Below are 24,354 nucleotides of genomic sequence, written 5' to 3'. Positions count from 1 at the left end.
GAGGTCGGGTTCTCAGACCGCGCAGCCCTCATCGGCTCGAGCATCTTCGGTACAAGCATCTTCGTTAGGCGCACGTTCTTGGTGACCGCCTCGGGGAGGTGTCCGGCGGGTCTCGCTGTCGGTGGCTGCTGGTATTTATGGTGGTGCGGTAGGTCGCCTGGTGGCAAGCCCGGCAGGGCGCGGCAGCCCCGGGATGCTTCGGGGTGGGTGTTTCGGGGTGCGGATTCCCGTGGTTCGGCGACCATTTTGTTAGTGAGAATACCTCGGGATTGTGGTATGATCGGTCTATGTCCGCAACACCTCCCAACACCCCCGGCAGCACTGCCGACGGCCCTAATCATCCCGATGGGCACGATGCTGTTCGGGTGTCGTTGGGTGTTCTGTTGGCGGAGGCGGTTGCGGCGTGTGGTGAGTGTGGGGTGTTCCGGGCTGCCGCGCCCTGCGGGCTTGCCGACGAAGAATTATTGGCCGGCTTGGTTGCGGTGGAGCGGCTGGGCAGGCTGGTAGACGGGTTACGTATTCAGGTGGCTGGGGATGTCGCAGACCGGAGTAGACACGAGCTGGGGGAGGAGTCACTCGCACGGAAGCAGGGGTTCGCGAACGCTGTCGAACTGATCGTGGCCAGCACGTCGGTGGCGAGGTCGACGGCTCGGGCGCGAACGAAGCTCGGTGCGCAGGTGGTGCCCTCGGTTGTGGTTGGGATGCCGGTCCCGTCGAGGTTCCCGGAGGTCGAGGATGCTCTCCGGTCGGGCCTGATCGGTATCGACACCGCAGAAGCCATCACCCGTCCGCTCTCGGAGGCGGCCCCGAACTGCGGCACCGAGGAGGTCCGTGCGGTCGAACGGCAACTCGTTGAGTGGGCTATCGATGGGGTCGGCGGGGTGTCTCTACCGGCGGATGATATTCGTGGGCTCGCTGTCCGGGCCCGGGAGTCGTTGGACGCTGACGGTGCGGAACCGCGGTACAAAGATTTGGAAGCGAAACGCGGTCTGACGTTCTCGAACACCCGCTCAGGCTGCATCCGTGTGAACGGGATACTCACGCCGGAACAGGGCGGGGTGTGGATGGCCGTTGATCATGCGATCTCCAGCCCCCGCGTCGCCGGACACATCCCGTTCGACCCCGGCACACCCCATGCCGACACGGGAGCCGGCACCCTCGCCACGGCCACCGGTGCTGGTGCTGATGCGGCGACTGAGACTGAGGCGGTAGCGGTGGATACGCGTACGCTGCCGCAGCGTCGGGTGGATGTGTTCACGGAAGTCATCCGGGTCGCAGCAGGGTTGTCGGGGATGCCGCAGATCAACGGCGCCCGGCCGGTGCTGAACATCCACGCCACCCTCGAGGACGTTGTCTCTGGGCGTGGTGTGGGGTGGATCGACGGCATCGACGAACCCGTCCCGGCATCGGTGGTCGCGCAGACTCTCTGCCACGCCGACATCGTCACGACCGTGTTCGGTGCGCACGGGGAAGTACTGCACCTCGGGAAGACGAAGCGCCTGTTCAGCGCCGCGCAGAACCGGGCTCTCGCCGCACGTGATGGCGGGTGTGTGTGGAAGGGCTGCAACCGGCCCCCGCAATTCTGCGAGAGCCATCATGTTGTGGACTGGAAAGACGACACCTACGCACCTGGTGTGACGGATGTGTGTAATGGTGCGTTGTTGTGCAAGTTCCACCACAACCACTTACATACCGCCGACTGGAAGCTCGTCATGGTTGAGGGGGTGCCGCATCTGATTCCACCGAAATGGGTCGACCACGAGCAGCGACCCCAAAGGTGTCGACAAACCTCAGACCGCCTCACGAAAACCGGGCCACCGAACATTTTCGAACGACGAAGACGCGACAACACACCCGTGCGCCCGAGATTCACCGACGCCGACTAGCCCGACACAGGCAAGCTTCGGCGCCGCCGAACATCGACTCACAGAGAGGTCGACGCACGGCCAATCCGCCTACGCGAGACTCGACAGCTCCGGCTCCGGAATGTAGTGCAGACCGCCGCCGCTGTTCGCCGAATCGGCCAGCAGACGCAGCCACTCGCGGTTGACGACGGGAACCTTACTTCCGAAGTACTTGAAGTAGAGCGGAATCGACGGATCGAGCCAGAGACTGCTGCGCCCCGATCCCTGCTCTGCGTCGTCTTTCCACGAGAAGAAGAAGCTCTCGCGCCGGCGCAATTTGTTGCCGATGACGATCTGAAGGTGCGCGAGAACCCGGTCGTCGAAGACGATCTCGGTGCCCGCGTTGCCGTAGATCATCTTGCCCACGTTTTTGCCTCCCGGCGCACTCCAGGAGACGTTCCCCTGCACAGCTACAGATAGACAGTATTCAAACAAAGCACGCGCTGCGGCACGCGAGCTAGGGGGTTGACGGGTCTGGCATTTCATGCTGTGTGCGGTGTGAACAACGGTGTGTGGATGCCCGTGCTCCACCCGTTCATCCACTGACCGCGCGCCCGCGGCGCCCCGAAGCTGTCACACTGGAGGGGTGACCGCATCGACCACCCTCGCTCTTGTCCGCCACGGAGAGACGGAGTGGAACGCCGAACGGCGCCTGCAGGGCAGCACAGACATTCCGCTCAACGACATCGGCCGCGCCCAGGTTCGCGCGACTGCGGAGCTGCTGCGAGACACGGAGTGGGATTTCATCGTCTGTTCGCCCCTCGAGCGTGCGCGCGAGAGCGCATCGATTCTCGGCGCCGAGCTGGGCGTGCCCGTCGTTGCCGAGATTCCGCGCATCGTCGAGCGGCACTACGGTCTCGCCGAGGGTCTGCAAGACGGCGAGCAACTGCGCGCCCTGCGCATTCCGGGCGGGTTCGAGGGCGCCGAAACCGAGCGCGAGGTGGCGGATCGCGCGGCCCCGGCACTCGCTGAACTGGTCGCCGAGCATCCGGGTGCCCGCATCATCGTGGTTGCTCACGGCACGCTCATTCGCATCGCCATGAAGGCGCTCAGTGGTGAAGAGATCCCCACCATCACGAACGCCGCGCACAGCGTACTGGTGCACTCGCCTTCTGCCGGTGAGGCGGATGCCTCGTGCTGGTCGGTCACCGTTGTGAACGGCGAACTGCACCGGCCTTCGGTGGGCGCCTGACGAATCAGAGCGTCGACTTCAGCAGCACCTGGCCACTGTCGGCAGCGACGATGGCCACCGACGCGATGTCGGCGAGCCGGATGCTCGTGGTGGCCGTCGGGGTGGCGACCGTTCCCGGGTCTGAGGTCCACGTCGCGACCTGAATGCTCGCTCCGTTGCGGTCTGTGACGATCATGCCGTAGCCGACGGCGCCTGAGTCGGCGCCGGTCGCAGCGCTGCCCGAGGCCGGCGCACCTGACGGCGGCGGCCCGTCGTGGTAACCCGACGGTGGCGCCGTTGGTGGCACAGCGCCCGGCGTGCCGTCGCCGGCGGCCCACGTGCACTTCCACTCGATGCGGGTGCCCCACGGCTCGTCTTGCAGGGTCGCTTCGGCGCTCAGCGGGCCGGGAACCTGGGGCACGAACTGCAGCTGGCTGGCGAGGGAGGCGTCGTTCGGAGCTGACGTGCCGGGCGAGGCTCCGGGTGACGTGCCGGGCGAGGCGACCGCCGAGGAGGTGGGTGCAGAGACTCCCGCGGATCCGGCGCCCCCGACCGGCCAGATGGCCAGGGCGACGACAAGGGTCAGCGCCACGGCGGCGGCAACCGAGCCGACACCGACGCCGACCGAGATCAGTCGCGAGCGGCGGCGCGCGGAACGGGCGCGCGACAAGAGCGTCGGCAGGAGGGTCGGTGGGGCATCCACGGCTTCGCCCGTGGCGTTGTGACCGGAACCGACGGCACCGTCGATCGCGGCATCGATTGCAGCATCGATTGCGAAGGCTTCGTCGGCGCTGAGGCTGGCGAGCAGACTCGGCATTCCGGCGAGCTCGGCGAGCAAGGCTGCGCACTCGGGGCAGCGCGCGAGGTGCTCTTCGTATTCGAGACGCTCGGCGGGCGAGAGCGAGCCGAGAACGTAGGCGGCGTCCCAGTCGCGATATACGTCTGCGCGCGAACCGCCAGCGTGACGATCTGCGGGGCTCATCGGGTCACCCCCTTTTCTTGCAGGGCGAGACGCAGGGCCCTCAGGGCGTAGTGCAGGCGCGATTTGACAGTTCCGTCGGGTATGCCGAGGTGCTCTGCGATCTCGGCGACGGTCTTGCCGCCGTAGTAGGAGTGCACGAGCACCTCGCGGTGTTCCCGCGTGAGTTCGGTCAGGGCATCCGACACCAGCCAGGCCTGCAGCACGGCGTCGGTGTGGTCGGCTTTGGCCCGCTCGGGTACTGTCGCGGTGCCGATCTCGTTGCGCGAGCGGGCGCTGCGCCACTCGTCGATGACGAGGTTGCGGGCCACGGTGAACAACCACGCCTGCGCCGAATCGTCGGTCGACTGGATGCTCGGGCTGCGCCAGGCGCGAAAGAGCGTCTCTTGCACCACGTCTTCGGCCCACTGGCGATCGTTGGTCATGCGCACCACGTAGCGGTAGAGCGCAGGCGCGTATTCGTCGTGCAGCGAACGCAGCACGTCAGCCTGTTCGTTGCCCATGAATAACACCTCCACTGTGTAGTACGACGGCCGGGGCGAAAAAGTTCAGTAGCGTAGCAAGTCGCCGACCGAGAAAAAATCTGGGCGGTCGGTGAACGAACCCGGCGGCGCTCTCGTAGATACCAGTAGAACACCTCAGAGCCGCTGTACCTCAGGCCCACCCACGAAGGAGCATCATGACCGAGAAATCCGCTATTCCCCGCCGTGTCGTTCTCACCGCCGGCAGCGTCGGCCTCGCGAGCGCCAGCGCTCTCGCCCTGGCCGCCTGTGCCCCCACCTCGACGGCGGGCTCGGGTGAAGCGGCGAACAACGCCCAGCCGACGGCTGGTGCAACCTCGTCGGCCGCTGCAACGTCGGGTTCGGCATCCGGATCGACCGCGGGCGGGGCGGAGATCGCCAAGCTGGCCGACATTCCGGTCGGCGGGGCGAAGAGCGTGACCTTCAACGGGCAAGACCTGCTCGTCTCGCAGCCCGCCGCGGGTAGCGTGGTCTGCTTCAGCTCGGTGTGCCCGCATCAGGGCTGCGCCGTCGGTATCGCCTCGAGCGACTTCGCCTGCCCGTGCCACGGATCGACCTTCACCTTCACGACGGGCGACGTCACCCATGGGCCGGCGACGAAGGGCTTGACCGCCGTGGCCATCAAGGTCGACGGCGACTCGATCGTCGCGGCCTGAGCTGCGCTCGCCCACACCCGCACGCGCCTAGACCCGCGCTCGCCTCGAAACGCTCTTACCCTCACTCTCGACCTCGACGGAGAAGAACCTGATGCTGCCCTACGAGATCAACGGACTGCCGCTGCACATACTGCTGGTGCACGTAGTGGTGATCGTGCTGCCCGCCGCGGGCCTCATGACGGCGCTGGGCTCATTCTGGCCGGCGTTTCGTCGCAAGCTCGGCATCGTCACGCCTCTCGTGGCGCTGATCGGTCTCATCAGCGTGCCGCTGGCGACGAACGCGGGTGAGTGGCTCGAGCAGCGCGTGGCGTCGACGCCCCTGGTGCAGGCACACGTGGCGCTCGGTGACACGCTGCTGCCGTGGGCCATCGCCCAGTTCCTGATCGCCGTGGTGATCTGGGGCTGGTACCGGTTCTTCGCCGCGCCGCGCACCGTGCCCCAGCCGCCGGCGCGCAATGCGTCGGTGCCGGTTCCGGCCGGCGGGGTGCCTCTCGTTGCCAGCAGCGGTACCCCTTCGGCGGGTGGAACGGCCACCACCGGCCACAGAGCTGTCGCGGACCCCTACGCGACGGAATCCAGTGAGGCGGCGGCCCCGGGCACGACGGTCGCACCTGGTGCGGCCGCCTCACTGCCGCATCGCGCCAGTTGGCGGGTGTCGGTGATCGTCTCGATCGTGCTCATCGTGCTCGGAGTCGGCATCTCGGCCGGAACCGTGGTGAAGGTCGTGCAGATCGGCGAATCGGGCTCGAACGCCGTGTGGCAGGGGTCGTTCAGCGAGGATCCGCTGAACTGACACGGGGTCAGGCGGCGACGGGGAGGCCGGGTCAGGCGGGCTGGTGGGTGGCGGCGGCCCAGCCGGAGGCGATCATGTCGTGCAGGGAGTGCCGCGGCGCCCAGCCCACATCTCGGGCCGCGAGCTCACCCGACGCGACGATGCGCGCGGGGTCGCCGGGCCGCGCCGGCAGCACTTCTGGCGTGAACGGAATGCCCGTGACCTCTGCCATCTCGGTCATGATCTGGCGCACCGAAACACCCGATCCGCTGCCCAGGTTGTACGCCCGCTCGAGCTGGATGCCCGCATCGAGCTTCTGCGCAGCCTCGACGTGCGCCGCCGCGACATCGGCGACGTGCACATAATCGCGCACACACGTGCCGTCGGGGGTGGGGTATTCGTCGCCGAAGATCTTCGGCGTGGCACCGCTCTGCAACGCCCGGAACACCAGCGGAAACAGGTTGTGCGGGCTGGTGTCGCTCACCTCGGGCACGCCCGACCCCACCACGTTGAAGTACCGCAGACTCGTGTGCCGCAGGCCGGTCGCGCGGGCCTGGTCGGCGATCATCCACTCGCCGATCAGCTTCGTCTCGCCGTAGGGCGACTCGGGCGCCGTCGACGTCTCTTCGGTGACGAACTCGGCCGGAGTGTTGCCGTATACCGCGGCGCTCGACGAGAACACGATCGACGGAACCTCGTTCGCATTCATGGCATTCAGCAGGTTCACGGTGGCCGTGATGTTCTGGGTGTACGTGTGCATCGGGCGTTGCACTGACACCCCGGCGTACTTGTACCCGGCGAGGTGCACGACTCCGGTGACCGGATGCTCGGCGAACGTGCGCTCGACGAACTCCGCGTCGACGAGGGAACCCTGAGCGAGCACGGCACCCGCAGGCACGAATTCCGGCCGCCCGCTCGAGAGATCGTCGAGCACAACGACCTCGATGCCCGCCGCGAGAAAAGCACGGGCGACGTGCGAGCCGATGTATCCGGCGCCGCCGGTGACAAGCCAGGTCATCGTGTTGCCTCCGGGGTCGTAGTCGGGGTGACCGCGGGGGCCGGTGCGGCGGTGGTCGGGCCGGCGGCGGCGGTCGGGCCGGCGGCGGTCGGGCCGGCGGCGGTCGGGCCGGCGGCGGTCGCGGCGGCGAAGTCGATGCCCCAGGAGCTGGTCCAGCTGTCGCCGGGAGCGATCCAGCGCAGGTTCTCGCCGGTGTTCAGGGCATCCGGTGGCGCGGTGGTCGGTTCGACGGTGACGGCCCAGCCAGGACCGGCCGCGGTGGAAAAGATCGGCGTCGTGAAGACCTGCGCCTGGCTGTAGTTCTCATCGCCCCAGAGCTCGATGCGCCGTCCGTCAGGGGCGGCGATGCTGTGGCGGTAGCGTCCGTCGGCGGCCGGAGTCAGGTCGAGGTACGCGGTGTCGAGGTCGGAGCCGCCCACGACGGTTCCGCGCCTGAGGTCGTACGGGGTTCCGGCGACGGGGGCGGTGCCGGTGGGGTTCAGCCGGGCATCCACAGTGACCCGGGTGGCGGCATCGACGGTCACGGTCAGCTGCTCGGTTGGCACGTCGCCGATGCGAAAGTAGGGGTGCGCACCGATGGCGGTGGGGGCGTCGCGGTCGCCGGTGTTCGTGAGGGCGTGGGTGATGGTGAGCACGGGGGCGGCTGGCGTTGCGGGCCCGGCGGGCGCGGCGGGCCCGGCGATCTGAGCCGCGCCGGCCGGCGCGCCGGTATCGCTCAGGGTGAACGTGGTGTCGACGGTGAGCGCGAACGGGTAGGCCTCGCTCGGCTCGATGAGGGCGCGAAGGGTGATCGACGAGTCGCTCTGCGAGACGACGGTGTGCACGAGTCCGAAGAGAAAGCCGTGCAGGGCGTTGCCGCGCTCGGGCTCGGTGAGGGGCAGCTGACGCTCGACACCGTCGTAGCTCCAGCGGCCGTCGCGCACGCGGTTGGGCCAGGGAACGAGCATCCATCCCGCGCAGAACTGCGGGTAGACGCTCTCGTCGAAGCCTTCGATGAGGGAAACGCCGTCGACCTCGAGAAGCCGAAGCATCGCACCGAGTTCGGTGACGACCGCGCGCAAACGGCCGCCGCTGGTCAGTTCGAACTGGCGGCCCGTGGGGGCTGTGCCCGTGCCGGCCGGGGCATCCGTGCCGGCGGCGAGGCCAGTGCCCGTGCTGGGGGCGGTGGGGGTACTCATCGGGCGTCGCCTTTCAGGGTCGCGCCGTCAGACGGCTGAACGACGAAGAGATCGGGCTGGTCGAACGCGTGTTGTGCGAACGCTTCGAGAATACCGGCCTCCAGCTGGGCGCGGAGTGCGCGGGGAATGAGAGCAAGGGCGCTGCCGCCGAAGCCTCCGCCGGTCATCCGTGCGCCGATGGCGCCGCCGCGCTGAGCGACGTCGACGGCGAGGTCGAGCTGTGGCACCGAGATCTCGAAATCGTCGCGCATCGACACGTGCGAGGCGTCGAGCAGGGGGCCGATCGCCTGCGGGCCCACGGTCTCGAGCAGGCGCACGGTCTCTTCGACACGATCGTTCTCGGTGACGATGTGGCGAGCGCGCCGAAAGGTCTCGTCGTCGAGCTGTTGCTGCATGCGCGGCAGATCGGCCGGGCCGAGGTCACGCAGCGACTCGACGCCCATGGTGCGCGCGGCGAGCTCGCAGGATGCCCGGCGGGCCGCGTATCCGCCGGTGGCGTGGGCGTGGCTGACCTTGGTGTCGATGACGAGAATCTCATAGTCGTTCGCCGCCAGCCCAAGACCCACCACCTCGGCCTGCATGCTTCGACAGTCGAGGAACACCGCGGAGTCGAGCCGGCCGAGCATCGAAGCGCTCTGGTCCATGATGCCGGTCGGGGCGCCGACGACCTGGTTCTCGGCGATCTGGCCGATGCGGGCGAGCGTTTGAGCGGAGTCACCGAGCTGCCAGAACTCGTTCAGCGCGACGGCGGTCGCACACTCGATGGCGGCCGACGATGACAGCCCGGCCCCGATCGGTACGTCGGAGTGGATGTGCAGGCTGAACCCGCGCGGCGCATCCTGCTGTGCCGCCGGCTCCTGTGCCGCCGGCTCATCGAGAGGGCGATTTCTCTCCGAAAAGTGGCCGTTTGGGAGAGGAATTGCCCTCTCGATGGTGGGGGCGGGGGCGGGGGCGGGGGTGGGGTGCGCCAGGAGGGCCCAAGCCACGCCTAGGGGGTAGGCCGACCATCCGGTGAGGGCCTCGGGGGTCAGGTCGGCTAGGGGCAGCTCGACGACCTCGTCGGAGAAGGTCGACGAGACCCGGGCCAGGCCGTCATCGCGGGTGCCGAGCGCGACGTAGGCGCGACGGTCGATGGCGAACGGAAGCACGAAGCCGAGGTTGTAGTCCGTGTGCTCCCCGATGAGGTTCACGCGCCCCGGGGCCGACCAGATTCCGAGCGCGTCGCCGCCGTGCCGCTCGGCGAATTCGCGCAGCAGGTTCTCGCGCAGGTCGGCATGCACGGTAGCGCGGGACCCGCCGCGCGACTCGTCGAGAACGTCACTCATGCGCCCAGCACCTCGCGCAGCCGCGCGGCCGTCGTCTCGGGCGGAATGTCACCGATGAAAGCACCCATGGCCGATTCTGACCCGGCCAAGAACTTGAGGCGATCGGCGGCGCGGCGCGGCGACGTCACCTGCAGCATCAGCCGAATGTCGTCGCGATGCATGTTCACCGGCGCCTGGTGCCACCCCGCGATGTAGGGCGTCGGCGTCGGGTACAGCGCATCGATGGCTCGCAGCACCCGCGGGTAGAGCACGGCGAGCTCGTCGCGCTCGCCGCCCGAAGTCGAGGCCAGGTCGGGGATCTGCCGGTGCGGCAGCAGGTGCACTTCGATCGGCCAGCGTGCCGCGAACGGAACGAAGGCGCTCCAGTGCTCACCTTGCACGATCATCCGCTCGCCCGCCTGCTCGAACGCCAGAATGTCGGCGAACAGCGTCGGCCCGTACGACTCGAGCGAGGCGATGAGCCGCTGGGTGCGCGGCGAGACGAAGGGGTAGGAGTAGATCTGCCCGTGCGGATGGTGCAGAGTCACCCCGACCTGCTCGCCGCGGTTCTCGAACGGAAACACCTGCTCGACCCCGGGCAGTGCCTGCAGCACCGCGGTGCGGTCGGCCCAGGCCTCGATCACTGTGCGTGCCCGCGAGGTGCCGAGCGAGCCGAACGACCCCTCGCGCTCGGGGCTGAAGCACACCACTTCACACCGACCGATGGATGCCCGTGCCCGGCCCAGCTCGATGCCCTCGACCGGAGCGCCGCCGACCCCCGGCGACCCGAGCGGCTCCGCTGACTCCAGCGACCCCGGCAACCCCAGCGACCCCGGCGTCGGGGATTCCGGGCCCTCGCCCGCCAGCTCAGGACCGAACGACGGCGACCGGTTCTCGAACACGGCGACGTCGTACAGGCTGGGCACCTCCGACGGATTGTCGGGTGCCTGCGGGGCCAACGGGTCGAGGTTCGCGGGCGGCAAGAAGACGCGATTGTTGCGGGCCGCGGCGATGGAGATCCACTCCCCCGTCAGCGCGTCTTGTCGCATCGACGCCGTGGCCGGCCGCGGGTCGAGCGCTCGCTCATCGGGCAGCCGCTCGGGCGCGAGGCCCGTGTCGGCGTCGTCGTAGTAGATGAGTTCGCGGCCATCGGCCAGCACATACTCGCGTTTCACGATGGGCCTGCCGCCGACGGTGCTGAGGGGAATGGCCGGATGATCGGCCGAGTGATCTGCGGCGGGCGGTTCGAGCGTCATGGAGTAGTGCACTTTCGATTTCGCAAATAGAATCAAGGAGTGGTTTCAGAATCAAAAGTATCCTACTCGGCGACTGACCGTCGAGAACGACTTCTCGAGGTGATCGACGAGCGCGGTTTCGCGCGTGTCGCCGAGCTCAGTGAGACGTTCGGAGTATCTGACGTCACCATTCGCTCCGACCTCGACCTGCTCGATCAACAGCAGGCGATCACCCGCGTGCACGGCGGAGCGGTCATCCGCAACCGCTCTCTCGAGCGTGAACCGAGCTTCGAGCAGGCCCTCGAGGCCTCTGCCGCCGAGAAGCAGCAGATCGGGCGCCTCGCAGCGAGCCTGGTTCGGCCGGGGCAGAGTGTGCTGCTCGACGTGGGATCCACCGCCCTTGCGGTTGCGAAAGCACTGGTGGCACGAACCGACCTCAGCGATGTCGTCGTCATCACGAACGGGCTCAGCATCGCGCTCGCGCTCGAGCCGGGCATCCCGCGCCTGACCGTGATCGTGACGGGAGGCACGCTGCGCCCGCTGCAGCACTCTCTCGTCGAGCCGCTGGCGTCGTCGATGCTGCGCAATCTGCACGCCGACCTCGCTTTCATCGGCTGCAACGGCGTCGACGCCGACCGCGGCGTCACGAACGTCAACTTGCCCGAGGCGCAGCTCAAGCGGCTCATGCTCGAATCGTCGACTCGTGCGGTCATCATCGCCGACCGCAGCAAGCTCGGCCAGGTGCATCTCGGCCGCATCGGCGGCATCGAGCGGTTCGCGGCGCTGGTGACGAGTGCCTCCCCCGTCGAGCCCGCGACGGATGCCCGGCTCGAGCCGCTCGCCGAAACCGGTCTGCGGCTCATCACCGACGTGGCGGCCGCCGCACAGTTCGCTTCGCAGTTCGCGGCGTGACAACCCGCATCGAGCGTTCACAGGTTGAGCCCAGCTCACTACGTATGCTGTTCTGATGCCTTCGAAGCTCGACCCGCCGCTCAAGCACGCCGAACGGCCGCGGTTCGGCACCGCCAGCACCGTCGTGAAACTGGTCGCCATCGCGGCGGCTGTCGTGCTCGCGAGCGGGGCATCCGTCGCCGCCATCGCCGTGACGAGCATCGCCAACCAGGTCACCGCGAACTCCATCGACATCTCGGGCGGTCAGTCGCAGCCGCACGTGGGGGCGTTCGTGGGCGGATTCAACGTGCTGATCGTGGGCACCGACAACGATGCGACCCAGGGCGACTACTTCGGCGAGCGCGATGCGACGCTCAACGACGTGAACATTCTGCTGCACATCTCGGCAGACCAGAAGAGCGGAGTGGTGGTCAGCCTTCCGCGTGACCTGATCGTCGATCATCCGAAGTGCACCGACCCGACCACGGGCGAGGTGTTCGACGCGACCTACAACCAGGCGCTCAACACCGGGTACGAACGCGGCGGGCTGGCCTGCATCACGTCGACCGTCGCGAACCTCACCGGGCTCGAAATTCCCTACGCCGGTCTGATCTCGTTCAACGGCGTCATCGAGATGACGAATGCCGTCGGCGGCGTGCCGATCTGCCTCAACGAGCCCATCACCGACACCGACTCGGGTCTCGACCTGCCGGCCGGAACCAGCGTCGTCAAGGGCGCCGACGCGCTCGCGTTCCTGCGCACGCGGCACGGCGTGGGCGACGGAAGCGACCTCGCCCGCATCTCGTCGCAGCAGCAGTACCTCTCGTCACTGGTGCGCACGCTGAAGAGTGCCAATACGCTCACCGACGTGACGAAGCTCTACGGGCTCGCGCAGGCGGCCGCGTCGAACATCAAGCTCTCGACGTCGCTCGCCAGCCTCGATTCGATGGTGTCGCTGGCGCTCGCGCTCAAAGACGTCGACTTGAACAACCTCGTTTTCGTGCAGTATCCGGGCTCGACAGGCGACCCCGACTACCCCGGCAAGGTGGTGCCGACGACGAGTGTCGCCGAAGAGCTGTTCGCCAAGATCAAGGCCGACGAGCCGTTCACCCTCGACGCGAATGCGACCGGGCCCGGCTCGAGCCTCGTCGACGGCGGCACAGCCACGCCCACACCGGGCGCGACCGACGAGGCCACCAACCCGCCGACCGACGGCGCCACCGACGCGGCAACCGACGCGGCAACCGACTCAGCCTCCCCGACTCCGGATGCCTCGGGCTCATCTACCCCGTCACCCACCTCGACCGCTCCCGCCGTCATCGACGGCGTCACGGGCCAAACCGCCGCCCAGCAGACCTGCGCCAACGCCTTCGGCGACTGACCTGCCCTCCTCCCTCCTCCCTCTCCCCCTACCCTGCCCCCTCCCCTCCCCGCGCGCGCGTTCGACTTTGCGAAAAGTGCCCCAAAACGCAATTCTTGGGGGCCTTTTCGCAAAGTGGATCTCGGTGCGGGTCAGGCGAGCTGGGGGAAGTACTCCGAGAGGGGGGCGGGGCGGCCGATGTAGTAGCCCTGGGCGCCATCGACGCCCAGCTCGCGCAGCATGGTGAGGGAGGCCTCGTCTTCGACGAACTCGGCCACGGTGAACTTGCCGAGGCCCTTGCCGATGGAGACGAGCGACGACATCACGAGCAGGTCGAGCGGGTCGCGTTCGCTGCCGGACACGAACTCGCCGTCGAGCTTCACGATGCCGAACGGCAGGTGTTTGAGGTAGTAGAACGAGCCGTATCCGACCCCGAAATCGTCGAGCGCGAACACACAGCCCAGTGCGGTCAGCCGATTCATGAAGATCTGCGCGGCGTCGATACTGGAGACCGCAGCAGTTTCGGTGACCTCGAGCACAAGGCCCCCGGCATCCACACCCGTTTCGGCGAGCCGCCGCTCGATGAACTCAGCGAACTCGAGGTTGCCCACCGAGCGCCCCGACAGATTCACGTGCACCTTGATGTCGGGCGCAAATCGCTGCAGATCTGACAGGTGTTCGAGGGCGCGGCCGACCACCCACTTGTCGATCATCACGGCGAGCCCGGCGCTCTCGGCGACCGCGATGAAGCCGGCCGGCGGAATGAGGCTGCCGTCATCGTCGACCATGCGCACCAGCAGCTCGAGCGAAGAAATCGTGTTGGTCGTGAGGTCGAGAATCGGCTGCGCGTGCAACACGAGCGCATCGTTCTCGATGGCCGCGAGAATCTTCTCCGTCCAGTTGATCTGGTTCGACACCCGAGCGGCGAGCAGATCGGAGGGGCCGAGAAAGCTGTAGCCGTTGCGGCCGGCGTTCTTGGCCTGGTACATGGCCAGGTCGGCGTCGCTCAGCAACTCCGCTGCCGTGGTGGCCTCGCTGACGACCGCCACCGCTCCGACACTCGCGGTGACTCGCCGACCGAGCACTTCACCGTCGCTGGAGCGGAATCCGTCGCGCACGAGCGAGACCAGCGTCTGAACGGCGGCCTCGGCCTCGTCGCGGTCGCCCTCGGTGAGCAGCACCGCGAACTCGTCTCCGCCGATGCGGGCCACCGCGTCGCTGGAGTGGATCCAGCGCGACAGCATGCCGGCCATCGCCACGAGAAACTCGTCGCCTCCGCTGTGCCCGAGGCGGTCGTTGATCTCGCGGAAGTTGTCGAGGTCGAGCACCAGCACCGCCCCCGCATCGCCGCCCCAGCGGCACGCCTCGAGATGCGCGGCCACGAGCCGTTCGAACTCCGACCGGTTGACCAGCCCGGTGAGCGAGTCGTGCGAAGCCAGATATGCCACATGCTCGTGGTAGCGGTGCTGCTCGGTGGTGTCGTGCGCGTTGATGAGCACCGAGGTTGCCTCGCCGTGCGAATCTCGCAGTACGACAGCGGTGACCATGGCCCGCTTCGATTCTGCCTCGCCGACCGTCGGCAGCACCACGGCCGCGGCGGTGCGCGAACGACCCGAACTGATGAGTTCGGCGACCCAATTGGGGCTGTGCGGGGAGATCATGGGCAACAGTGTCGTTGCCGATGACTCGATCAGGGCATCCGGCTCGGAGTCGAACAGCGCGCAGAACGCGTCGTTGACCAGAGCTACGCGCCCTGTCACGTCGGCGAGCGCCATGCCGGTGGGCGACTCGCGAACCAGCTGCTCGAACTGCGCGGTCACCTCGCGCAGCGCGAGTTCGCGACCGCGCGCCTCGGTGACATCCCGTGCAACGACAAGGGCGAGCGGATGATCGCCCCGAACGAAGGGCACGCAGGTCACTTCCGTCTCGAGTTGAGTGACGGTCGAGTTGATGGTCACCACCGCGCGCATTCCGCCGAGCGCCGAACGAAAGGCCCGCTCGAGAATGGCCACGTTCGTCGCGTTCGACACCTGATAGAGCGTCTTGCCTTGCCAGGTGAGCGCCCCCTCGAAGACCTTTCCGGCCCCTGCGACCGTCTGGTACCGAAAATCTTCGTCGACGACGAACAGAATCGTGTCGGGCATCTGCTCGAGCAGCAGCCGTGTGCGCAGCTCGCTCTCGCGTACCTCGGCCAGCCGTATCGCGCTCTCCCGCTCTTGTGCGCGCCACTGCCGCGCCACGCTGTGGATGATCGGACCGATCAGCACCACGCAGGCGACCCACGAGAGGGCGCGCACCCAATCGCTCGTCGACGCGTGCACCGACGCGGCGCCCGACGGCAGCAACAAGGGCACGATCAGAACGAGCGCGGTGGCCAGACCCGACAGCGCCACCTCGATGGCCGTTCCGTAGAGCGCGAACCAGAGCACGGGCAGCAGCACGAGCGGGTCGAATCCGGTCGCGCCGTCAGAGAGCCCGCGCAGCAACACGATCACAACGAAGAACAGCAGTACGGGGACGGCCTGCGTCCAGCCGGGCATCCGCTGCCACGGCAGCAGCAGGGCGAGCAGCACGATGACGAGCATCACGGCGGCCGGCACGATGAGATCGACCAGCGCGATCTCGAACGGCATGAGCGCGAGCGCCAGAAAAACGAGAACGATGAAGACGAGAAAGGGAAGCGCGGCAGCGGTGCGCAGCTGCACTTTCGCGGCAGCTGGCATCGATGCCGACGCTGATACCGCTGCCGCTGCTTTCGCTGTGCTCCCTTGCCGTCTCGCCATGTACTGCTTGCCTCCCTCGGGCGCTGCTGAGCGAGTCAGCCCCGATGAGGTTGGTGCTCGCCAACTTTCACTTTTGCACAACCTAGCATTTGCACGGCGCAGACGACGCTTTCGGAGGAATTACGTCGCTATTCGCCTCTCACGGCTCGAGCGCCTGCAACGCCTCTTCGATCACGGTGGCGGCGTCGTCGATCAGTTCGTCGCTGATGACCACGCTCGGCAAGAAACGCAGCACGCTGTCCCAGCTCCCGGCGTCGAGCACGATGACACCGTTCGAGGTGGCGTGCTTGATCACCGCGGTGAGTGCTTCGGGGTATGGCGTGCGGGTTCCCGGATGCACGAGCTCGACCCCGATCATGCAGCCTTTGCCGCGCACCTCACCGACGACCGCGTATTTCGAGGTCCAGTCGCCGATTCGAGCGAAGAACGCCTTCTCGACGCGCTGGGCTTCGGCGATGAGGTTCTCTTCTTCGATCAGCTTGAACACCGCGAGCGCGGCCGCGGTAGAAACCGGGTTGCCGCCGAAGGTGCCACCGATGCCACCGGGTTGTACGGCATCCATGATCTCTGCCCGGCCGGTCACGGCCGCCAGCGGAAAACCGCCGGCGATGCCCTTCGCGCTCGTGATCAGGTCGGGAACCACGCCCGAGTGCTCGATGGAATACCACGCGCCCGAGCGAGCGATGCCGGCCTGAATCTCGTCGGCCACAAAGACGATGCCGTTCTCGGTGCAGAACGCGCTGAGCGTCTCAAAGAAGCCCTCGGCGGGAATGACGATGCCGCCGTCGCCCTGAATGGGCTCGACGAACAGCGCCGCCAGTTCGGTGGCGCCGATGTGCGTGTTGATGTAATCGATGGTGCGCTCGGCCGCCTCGACGCCGGTCATGCCCTCGGGGTCGCGGAACGGGTAGCTCGTCGGCACGCTGTAGATCTCGCCGGGGAACGGCCCCATGCCCGCGCGCTCCGGCCACGGGCGGTAGGTCATGGCCATGGTGAGGTTGGTGCGGCCGTGAAAGGCGTGGTCGAGGGCCGCGATGGCGCGGCGGCCGGTGTACTTGCGAGCGATCTTCACCGCGTTCTCTACCGCTTCTGCGCCCGAGTTCACCAGAATGGAGTGCTTCTCGAAGTCGCCCGGGGTGTGCTCGGCGAGCTTCTCGGCGACGCGCAGGTAGTTTTCGTACGGCGTGACAGTGAAGAGGGTGTGGGTGAGCTTGCTGGCCTGCGCCGCGGCTGCCGCGGCGACCGCCGGATGCGCGTGGCCGATCGTCGTGACCCCGATGCCGCAGCCCAGGTCGATGATCTGGTTGCCGTCGACGTCGACCAGAATCGCGCCTGACCCGTGATCCATGTAGATGTCGGCCAGAGTGCCCGCGCCGCGAGACACCACCTTGCGCCGCAGTTCGTGCAGCTCGCGTGACTTGGGGCCGGGCAGTTCGGTGACGATCTTGCGTTCTTGGGTGACGGTGAAGGGTGCAGAAACCATACCGTCGAGCTTAGGTTACGACTGTTTCGTGGCTGTGTCGGACTCGGCCGTACCGGCGGACTCGGAAGCGGAGGCAGCCTCGCGCTTGGCCTCGCGCTTCGAACGGAGGAACGAAACGAGCGCCGCGATCACGGTGAACAGCAGGATGCCGAGGATGACGTAGCCGAGGTACTGCGTCACGAGGTCGGAGACGCCCGGAATGTGGCCCAAGAAGTAGCCGAGCAGCACGAGCAGGAAGGTCCACGCAACGGCACCGATGGCGTTGAAGAACAAGAACTTTCGGTAGCGCATCTTGCCGACACCCGCGGCTACGGGCGCGAACGTTCGCACCACGGCAATGAAGCGGGCCAGAATGACGGCGGCTCCGCCGTATTTCGTGAAGAAGCCCTGCGTGCGCGCCACGTTCTTCGTCGAGAAGAACCCCGAGTCTTTTCGCTCGAATATTCGGGGCCCCGATCGGTAACCAATGAAATATCCGAGTTGGTCGCCGAGCACCGCGGCGAACGAGATCGAGATCAGCACCAGCCAGAGCGGCTGCGGAATCGCGCCCGTGAAGGTGAGCAACCCGGTGAAGAACAGCAGCGTATCGCCCGGCAGAATGAACCCGATCAGCAGGCCGGTCTCGGCGAAGATGATGGCGCAGACGATGAGCAGCGCCCACGGCCCCGCGCTCTGCACCAGCGGCTCAGGGTTGATCGGATTGATGCCGGCCAGCCCGGTGCCGGCGAAGGTGACGGCCGAAGTCAGCGCCGAGAACGCAGGCGCGAGTATGCCGGAAGCCAGAAGCACGGGTCAGACCCAACCTCACGTAGAAAGAGAAAGTGCCGGAAAGTCGGCGACAACACTCAGCCCCGAGGGCTGGCGATTCGTCATGGTAACAGTGCCGCCTGCCGAGAACATGAGCGCTGACACGATCGAGAGGCCGAGTCCGGCCCCGCTGGTGACGGCGCCGGCCCCCGAGCGTGCGGCGTCTTCGCGGGCGAAGCGGTCGAAGGCCTGCGGCAAGAACTCCTCGCTCATGCCGGGCCCGGTGTCGGTGACCTCGAGCCGAACAACCGGATGCTCGGGGTCGCCCGTCAGCGACAGCTCGGCCTTCACCGTGCCCGAGCCGTCCCCGATCGAGGCCATGGCCGCGATCGCGTTACCGAGCAGATTGTCGAGCACGCGGCCGAAGCTGTAACGCGAGAGGGCTGCCGTGCATCCGGTGCCCCAGTCGGCGGGAACGGCGGCGATCTCGTAGTCGACCACGATGGCGCTGCCGATGGCCAGAATGCGTGCGCGGTCGATGGCCTCCACCAGCTCGGCCGTCAGCTCGTCGACCGTTGCCGACTCGCGCCCGGTCATGCCCTCGATGCGGGTCAGCTCGAGCAGGCTCGCGGCCAGCACCGAGAGACGCTTGACGGTGCGCTCGGCCGATTCGATTTCGAGCAGCAGGGCATCCGCATCGCCCGTGCTCAGGTGAGCGAGCTCGAGCTGGGTCTGCAGAATCGCCAGCGGGGTGCGCAGCTCGTGGCTCGCGTCGGAGACGAGCTGCTTCTCGCGGTCGGCGGATGCCCGCAGCTGCGTGATGAGCCCGTTCAGTGTGATCGCGAGCGCCGAGAGCTCGTCGCGCGCCGGGCCGACGGGCAGCAACTCGGTCGAAACGCTGCTTTGCAGCTCGCCCGCCGTGCGTCGCATGGCCGACACCGGGCGCAGGGCGGCCGACGCCAGAAGCCAGGAGCCCAGCCCGAACAGGGCGGTCAGAATGAACAGGCCGATGAGCAGCGCGCGGGTCAGGTTGTCGACCGAGAGCTTCGACGCGGACTCGTTGCGGGCCGTCACGACGTGCCAGGTGCCGTCGTCGGTCGTGACGGTGCGCGAAATGACGAGGTAGTCGGCGGCGGGCGTCGTCACCGACTGCGTGTCAGGCCCCGCCGCGGCGAGCGTGCCGAGCTGGGGCTGCAGTTCGATGGGAAAGGTCGAGTCGGTCACCAGCCCGTCGGGGTCGATCACGGCGATGAGCTGGCCCTGACCGGGCGAGTCGAGCGAGGCGCCCTTGCCGGCGGCGATGTCTTGCTCGAACGGAGCCGAGTCGCTCTGCAGCAGCATCACCGAGGAGTTGGCGAGAATGGACTCGACCTGGTGGCGCACCACGAAGGCAGTTCCCGCGAAGAAGACGGCAGCGATGACGACGGCGCCGATGGTGAGCCGCACCCTGATCGAGAGTCGACGCAGCAGGTTCACGCGCGCATCCATTTGTCGCAGCTGAGGCTGCGCCGGCTGGGGCTCGGCGGGCTAGACGACCTCGAGGCCATAGCCGATTCCGCGCCGGGTCGCGATCGACACGTCTGAACCGATGGGGTCGAGCTTGCGGCGCAGGTAGCTCACGTACTGGTCGACCACGTTGGCGTCGATGTGCTCGGTGCGGCCCCACACTTCGTCGAGAATCTCGGTGCGCGTGAGAATGGCGCCCGGGCGCGAGGCGAGCAGGCGCAGCAGGTCGAACTCCTTCGGGCTGAGCGACAGTGCGGTGTTCGAGACCGTGGCCTTGCGGTTGTGGCTGTCGATGACAAGCGACCCGATCGAGAGCGACAGTTGCGGACCCGAGGTCTCGCGCCGCAGCAGCGCCCGGATGCGCGCCGAGAGTTCAGCGAACGCGAACGGCTTCGTGAGGTAGTCGTCGGCGCCGGCGTCGAGGCCCTTGACCCGATCGTCGACCGCGTCGCGGGCCGTGAGCAGCAGAATCGGCAGCGTCGCGTTCTGTGCCCGCATGTGGCGGCAGAACTCGAAGCCCGACATACCGGGCAGCATCACATCGACGATCGCGGCAGAGTAGCTCACCGCGGTCGCCGAGATCAGCCCGTCGATGCCGTTGGCGACACGCTCGACCTCGTACCCTTCGGCGGTGAGGCCGCGCACCAGCAGGCGGCCCATCTCGTCTTCATCTTCGACAACCAGGAGTTTCACACGCACACACCCTTCTGAGTTCGATTATGACCGCTAAGCCCCTGAGCGGGCGCATGTGAACCTGAGAACGTGTGAAAACTCACAAGCTGAGCCGGTTGTGGATGATCGGGGCTCTTCCGGAATACCCCAGGGGGGTATAGCGTTGTCGGTGTCGGAATACGGAGGCAACAGGCGCATGACGATGCACACGGAACACGAGCACCACGGCGAGCACGAGCACCACGGCGAGCACGAGCACGGCGCGATGGCTGGGCACGACCACGGGGCGATGGCCGGTCATGACCACGGCGCAATGACCGGGCACGACCACTCCGGCCACGACCACAGCGGGCACAATCACGGCGACCACGTCGCCATTTTCCGTGCGAAGTTCTGGGTGACGCTGGTGCTGGCCGTGCCCACGGTGTTCTTCAGCAGCATGTTCGCGAGCATCCTGGGTTACACCGTGCCCGAGTTTCCGGGCTCGTACTGGATCTCGCCCGTCATCGGCACCGTCATCTTCTTCTGGGGCGGCGCGCCGTTCTTGCTCGGCGGCATCTCGGAGATCCGCATGCGCCAGCCCGGCATGATGCTGCTCATCGGCATGGCGATCAGCGTGGCCTTCGTCGCCTCCTGGATCACCACGCTCAAGATCGGCTCGTTCGACCTCGACTTCTGGTGGGAACTCGCCCTGCTCGTGGTGATCATGCTGCTCGGCCACTGGATCGAGATGCGCTCCCTCGGCGCGGCCTCCGGCGCACTCGACGCCCTCGCCGCCCTGCTGCCCGACACCGCCGAGCGCGTCACCGACCCTGCCCACTCAGACGGGCACACCGAGGTGGTGCCGGTGGGCGAATTGGCGCTGGGCGACGTGGTGCTGGTGCGGCCGGGTGCGCGAGTACCGGCCGATGGGGTGGTGGCGTCGGGGGCGGCTGCGGTCGATGAATCCATGATCACCGGCGAATCGAAGGCCGTGCAACGCGAAGCGGGCGACCGTGTCGTCGCGGGAACCGTCGCCACCGACAACGCGCTGCGCGTTCGCGTCACGGCGCTCGGCGACGACACCGCGCTGGCGGGCATCCGCCGGCTGGTAGCGGATGCCCAGAACTCCTCATCGCGTGCGCAGGCGCTTGCCGACCGTGCCGCGGCGTGGCTGTTCTACTATGCGGCCGGTGCCGGCATCATCACTTTCGTCGTCTGGACCCTGCTCGGCAACATCGACGACGCCGTGACCCGAACCGTGACGGTGCTCGTGATCGCCTGCCCGCACGCGCTCGGGCTCGCGATTCCGCTGGTGATCGCCATTTCGACCGAGCGTGCTGCTCGCGCCGGAGTGCTCGTGAAGAACCGGCTCGCCCTCGAGCGCATGCGCACCGTCGACGTGGTGCTCTTCGACAAGACCGGAACCCTCACCCGCGGCGAGCCCGCCGTCACTTCGACGGTCGTCGCTGACGGCGGAGGCCTCAGCGCATCCCAACTGCTCGGGCTCGCAGCCGCCGTCGAGGCCGACAGCGAGCATCCCCTCGCCCGGGCCATCACCCGTGCGGCGGTCGCAGCCGCCTCCACCGCAGCCGCCTCCACCGCCAGTGCCGCCGGGCTACGAGTTTCTGCGGGTGCCGACGCCGCGCACTCGCACGAATCCGCAGTTCGATCAGGCAGCGCGAGCGAGATTCGCGCAACGGCCGGGCGCGGGGTGCAGGGGCGAGTGGATGGCACGCTTGTCGAGGTGGGCGGCCCGGCGTTGCTACGGGCATCCGGTGCCGTGGTGCCGACCGACGTCGAAGAAGTTGCACGGGCATGGAGCGAACGCGGCGCCGCCGTCATCTACGTGCTGCGTGCAGACGCGGTGGTCGGCGCCCTCGCGCTCGAAGACGAGCTGCGGCCCGAGTCGAAGCAGGCCGTCGACGCGCTGCACGCGCGCGGCATTCGGGTGGCCATGATCACGGGCGACGCGCAGAGCGTCGCCGCATCCGTCGCCCGGCAGCTCGACATCGACGAGGTATTCGCCGAAGTGCTGCCCGAAGACAAAGACTCGAAGGTCGCCGAGCTTCAGGCACGGGGATTGAAGGTCGCGATGGTGGGCGACGGCGTGAACGACGCGCCCGCCCTCGCACGCGCCGATGTGGGCATTGCCATCGGCGGCGGCACCGACGTGGCCATCGAGTCTGCGGGCGTGGTGCTCGTGAGCAACGACCCGCGCGGCGTGCTCTCGGTCATCGAGCTGTCGAAGGCGAGTTACCGCAAAATGGTGCAGAACCTGGTGTGGGCGGCGGGATACAACGTGCTGTCGGTGCCGCTGGCGGCCGGTGTTCTGGCGCCGATCGGCTTCGTGCTCTCTCCTGCGGTGGGCGCGATTCTGATGTCGGCCTCGACCGTCATCGTGGCCGCGAACGCCCAGCTGCTGCGGCGTGTCGACCTCGACCCGGCTCGTCTGGCCGAGCGCCGCTAGCCCACCACTAGCCCGCCACCGCGCGGACGCGGGGCAAGCGCGGGGCGCAGGTCAGGCGCAGGTCAGGCGTTGAACTCCGAGGGGTGGTCGGCGATCTCGTGCGCGAGCCGGGCGAGCTTGATGTCGTCGACCTCGATGCCGGCCTGCTCGAATCGCTCGCGGATTTTGGCAAGCACGACCGGCAGGTCTTCGCCGCCGTGGTCTTGCCGCACCTGCGCGACGATTCCGGTGATCTTCTCGTCGACTGTCGCGTCGTCTGATCCGACCATCACTGGTTCGTTCTGTTCTCCGTTTTCAGGCATGACTCATCCTTTCACTGTGCTGTGTTCGGAGCGCGACGCGAAAAGGGTGGTTGACGAACCGAATCAGGTCGTCTTGACCACGTTGTCGGCATGATTGCCGACAACTTCGGTGTTCGCACAGGTCAAGAAGTGGCAGGGCTGGGTGGCCATGTGCCCCTCTTTCCACTGGTTGCCGACGGCCGCGATCGTACGTGCGAACTGGGCCTCGATGACGTACGTCCAGCCGGCGCCGACGTCGTCGCAGGCGAAGGTGTTGCCGGTGACCGTGAAGCCCTCGGTGCGCGCGGCACTCGATACGCCGGTGATCGAGATGGCCGGGTAGGTGTTCTGCGCGAGCTTGCCGCCGTTGCTGAACATGTTGCCGATGATCTGGATCTGCGGCTTGTCACTGCTCAACCACGCCGGCATCGTATAGACGATCGACTGCTTGCGCGAGCCTTCGAGAATGTTGTCGGAGACGAGCACCCGCTTGTTGCCGCGGAACACGATGTTGTACGTCGGCGACCCGTCGAGATGGTTGCCGAGAATACGAACGGGGCCACCCTCGATCGAGAGGTCGGCGTCACTGGCGCCGACGTTGTTGTTGATGATCCAGGAGTCGTAGAACCGGTACCCGGTGTAGATGCCGGTGCCGGTGTTCTGCTGAATGTTGCAGCGGTCGATGAAGTTCAGCAGGCCGCCGTTGTCGGTGAACGTGCCGTCGTTGACGTTGATGCCGTAGGTGTTCCAGTTGAGCAGCAGCAGACGTTCGAGGTGCGTCTTGTCGACATGCGCCGAGATGCACGGCGACCCCTGGCCGTTCGCGTCGAGCACGAGGTTGACGACGGTGCACGAATACCAGAGCCCGGTGAGAATCGGTGCGTTCGTCGACGCCTTGAGGGTGGTGATCTGCGACCCGGCGCCTGCGAGCGTGATGCTGGTGAGGCCCGCTGTCGTGTTTCCGATCGCGCCCGAGATGAGGTAGACACCGACCGGAAACCAGACCGTGCCGCCGCCGTGTGCGGTCGCTGCGGCGATCGCTGCGTTGATGGCCGCCAGATCATCCGTTGTGCCGTCGCCCACGGCGCCGTAGTCGCGCACGTTGAACACGAGTTCGTCGTGCTTGGCCACGTCGCCCGGCAACTGCGACTCGAAGATGTGCCCATTGCTGTCGAGCGTGGCCACCATGGGCGGCAGTTGCGACTGGTACACCTGCCCGTTGGCGTCGAGCGTGGCGAATCCCGGCGGAATCTGGTTCACGTAGACGTGCGCGTTCGCGTCGAGCGATGCGACGCCGTTGGCCTGCGCCTTCTCGGACTCCGGGATGAACGTGGGGGTCGCATCCGTGTGCAGGGCCGGTACGGCCGCCCCCGACATCGCTCCGGTGAAGAGAGCACGCCTGGTCAATTCGGCCGCGATGATGATTTCTGTGACCATGCTCGGT

21 protein-coding genes are annotated in these 24,354 nt (G+C 67.3%); 7 read left to right on the top strand and 14 right to left on the bottom strand.

Annotated features, from left to right (window positions below; translation table 11 throughout):
- Positions 1–287 precede the first annotated feature (287 nt).
- Positions 288–1,886, top strand: a complete 1,599-nt coding sequence (locus LQ955_RS18835) for an HNH endonuclease signature motif containing protein (RefSeq protein ID WP_231026007.1) — start codon at positions 288–290, stop codon at positions 1,884–1,886.
- Between the two features lie 69 nt (positions 1,887–1,955).
- On the opposite strand, the gene LQ955_RS18830 is transcribed toward LQ955_RS18835, so the two are convergent.
- Positions 1,956–2,261 (bottom strand): DUF7882 family protein, encoded by a 306-nt coding sequence (locus tag LQ955_RS18830; RefSeq protein ID WP_313788400.1) that lies wholly within the window; start codon positions 2,259–2,261, stop codon positions 1,956–1,958.
- A gap of 229 nt (positions 2,262–2,490) precedes the next feature.
- Between LQ955_RS18830 and LQ955_RS18825 the strand changes: the two genes are divergently transcribed.
- Positions 2,491–3,096: a histidine phosphatase family protein gene (locus LQ955_RS18825; protein ID WP_231026005.1), complete on the top strand. Its 606-nt coding sequence runs from the start codon at positions 2,491–2,493 to the stop codon at positions 3,094–3,096.
- A 4-nt stretch (positions 3,097–3,100) separates the two neighbouring features.
- Here the strand turns inward: LQ955_RS18825 and LQ955_RS18820 are convergent, their stop codons facing one another.
- Both LQ955_RS18820 and LQ955_RS18815 read right to left on the bottom strand, forming a co-directional pair.
- Positions 3,101–4,057 carry an anti-sigma factor family protein gene (locus LQ955_RS18820; protein ID WP_231026004.1) on the bottom strand — a complete coding sequence of 319 codons (957 nt, stop codon included), beginning with the start codon at positions 4,055–4,057 and terminating at the stop codon, positions 3,101–3,103.
- Positions 4,054–4,557 (bottom strand): sigma-70 family RNA polymerase sigma factor, encoded by a 504-nt coding sequence (locus LQ955_RS18815; RefSeq protein ID WP_231026003.1) that lies wholly within the window; start codon positions 4,555–4,557, stop codon positions 4,054–4,056. Before LQ955_RS18815 ends, LQ955_RS18820 begins: the two co-directional genes overlap by 4 nt.
- 176 nt (positions 4,558–4,733) lie before the next feature.
- Between LQ955_RS18815 and LQ955_RS18810 the strand changes: the two genes are divergently transcribed.
- Both LQ955_RS18810 and LQ955_RS18805 read left to right on the top strand, forming a co-directional pair.
- A complete protein-coding gene (locus LQ955_RS18810; protein WP_231026002.1) occupies positions 4,734–5,231 on the top strand; it encodes a Rieske (2Fe-2S) protein in 498 nt (165 codons plus the stop codon).
- 91 nt (positions 5,232–5,322) lie between these two features.
- Positions 5,323–6,024, top strand: a complete 702-nt coding sequence (locus LQ955_RS18805) for a hypothetical protein (protein WP_231026001.1) — start codon at positions 5,323–5,325, stop codon at positions 6,022–6,024.
- Between the two features lie 31 nt (positions 6,025–6,055).
- Here LQ955_RS18805 and galE read toward each other — a convergent pair whose 3' ends face one another.
- From galE to galT, 4 genes are read right to left on the bottom strand one after another with little or no spacing between them, the layout of a single operon-like run.
- The gene (gene galE, locus LQ955_RS18800) at positions 6,056–7,021 is read right to left on the bottom strand and encodes a UDP-glucose 4-epimerase GalE (protein WP_231028193.1); all 966 of its coding nucleotides are present in this window, start codon (positions 7,019–7,021) and stop codon (positions 6,056–6,058) included.
- The gene (locus LQ955_RS18795; RefSeq protein WP_304961255.1) at positions 7,018–8,199 is read right to left on the bottom strand and encodes an aldose 1-epimerase family protein; all 1,182 of its coding nucleotides are present in this window, start codon (positions 8,197–8,199) and stop codon (positions 7,018–7,020) included. Before LQ955_RS18795 ends, galE begins: the two co-directional genes overlap by 4 nt.
- Positions 8,196–9,524 (bottom strand): galactokinase, encoded by a 1,329-nt coding sequence (galK, locus tag LQ955_RS18790; RefSeq protein WP_231026000.1) that lies wholly within the window; start codon positions 9,522–9,524, stop codon positions 8,196–8,198. The genes LQ955_RS18795 and galK overlap by 4 nt, the downstream gene beginning before the upstream one ends.
- Positions 9,521–10,759: a galactose-1-phosphate uridylyltransferase gene (gene galT / locus LQ955_RS18785; RefSeq protein ID WP_231025999.1), complete on the bottom strand. Its 1,239-nt coding sequence runs from the start codon at positions 10,757–10,759 to the stop codon at positions 9,521–9,523. The genes galK and galT overlap by 4 nt, the downstream gene beginning before the upstream one ends.
- A 39-nt stretch (positions 10,760–10,798) precedes the next feature.
- Here galT and LQ955_RS18780 point away from each other — a divergent pair, with 39 nt between their 5' ends.
- Positions 10,799–11,650 (top strand): DeoR/GlpR family DNA-binding transcription regulator, encoded by an 852-nt coding sequence (locus tag LQ955_RS18780; RefSeq protein ID WP_231025998.1) that lies wholly within the window; start codon positions 10,799–10,801, stop codon positions 11,648–11,650.
- Positions 11,651–11,705: 55 nt separating this feature from the next.
- Positions 11,706–13,010 carry an LCP family protein gene (locus tag LQ955_RS18775; protein ID WP_231025997.1) on the top strand — a complete coding sequence of 435 codons (1,305 nt, stop codon included), beginning with the start codon at positions 11,706–11,708 and terminating at the stop codon, positions 13,008–13,010.
- A 131-nt stretch (positions 13,011–13,141) separates the two neighbouring features.
- Here the strand turns inward: LQ955_RS18775 and LQ955_RS18770 are convergent, their stop codons facing one another.
- The 5 genes from LQ955_RS18770 to LQ955_RS18750 form a co-directional block, all read right to left on the bottom strand.
- Positions 13,142–15,712, bottom strand: a complete 2,571-nt coding sequence (locus LQ955_RS18770; RefSeq protein ID WP_231025996.1) for a putative bifunctional diguanylate cyclase/phosphodiesterase — start codon at positions 15,710–15,712, stop codon at positions 13,142–13,144.
- Positions 15,713–15,911: 199 nt separating this feature from the next.
- The gene (locus tag LQ955_RS18765; RefSeq protein ID WP_231025995.1) at positions 15,912–17,255 is read right to left on the bottom strand and encodes an aminotransferase class III-fold pyridoxal phosphate-dependent enzyme; all 1,344 of its coding nucleotides are present in this window, start codon (positions 17,253–17,255) and stop codon (positions 15,912–15,914) included.
- A 15-nt stretch (positions 17,256–17,270) separates the two neighbouring features.
- Positions 17,271–18,044: a DedA family protein gene (locus LQ955_RS18760; protein WP_231025994.1), complete on the bottom strand. Its 774-nt coding sequence runs from the start codon at positions 18,042–18,044 to the stop codon at positions 17,271–17,273.
- 15 nt (positions 18,045–18,059) lie between these two features.
- Complete coding sequence (locus tag LQ955_RS18755; protein ID WP_231025993.1) at positions 18,060–19,490, bottom strand: sensor histidine kinase; 1,431 nt, start codon at positions 19,488–19,490, stop codon at positions 18,060–18,062.
- Positions 19,491–19,529: 39 nt separating this feature from the next.
- A complete protein-coding gene (locus LQ955_RS18750; RefSeq protein WP_231025992.1) occupies positions 19,530–20,201 on the bottom strand; it encodes a response regulator transcription factor in 672 nt (223 codons plus the stop codon).
- Between the two features lie 175 nt (positions 20,202–20,376).
- Between LQ955_RS18750 and LQ955_RS18745 the strand changes: the two genes are divergently transcribed.
- Positions 20,377–22,629, top strand: coding sequence for a heavy metal translocating P-type ATPase (locus tag LQ955_RS18745; RefSeq protein ID WP_231025991.1), 2,253 nt, complete (start codon positions 20,377–20,379; stop codon positions 22,627–22,629).
- Positions 22,630–22,691: 62 nt separating this feature from the next.
- On the opposite strand, the gene LQ955_RS18740 is transcribed toward LQ955_RS18745, so the two are convergent.
- A complete protein-coding gene (locus LQ955_RS18740) occupies positions 22,692–22,931 on the bottom strand; it encodes a hypothetical protein (protein ID WP_231025990.1) in 240 nt (79 codons plus the stop codon).
- Positions 22,932–22,994: 63 nt separating this feature from the next.
- Positions 22,995–24,347: a glycosyl hydrolase family 28-related protein gene (locus tag LQ955_RS18735; protein ID WP_304961254.1), complete on the bottom strand. Its 1,353-nt coding sequence runs from the start codon at positions 24,345–24,347 to the stop codon at positions 22,995–22,997.
- Positions 24,348–24,354: the final 7 nt, after the last annotated feature.

This window comes from Subtercola endophyticus (assembly GCF_021044565.1).
GTDB classification, from domain to species: Bacteria; Actinomycetota; Actinomycetes; order Actinomycetales; family Microbacteriaceae; genus Subtercola; species Subtercola endophyticus.
The sequence above is the reverse complement of the archived record's forward strand: the minus strand, read 5'-3'. Positions and strand labels throughout refer to the sequence as shown.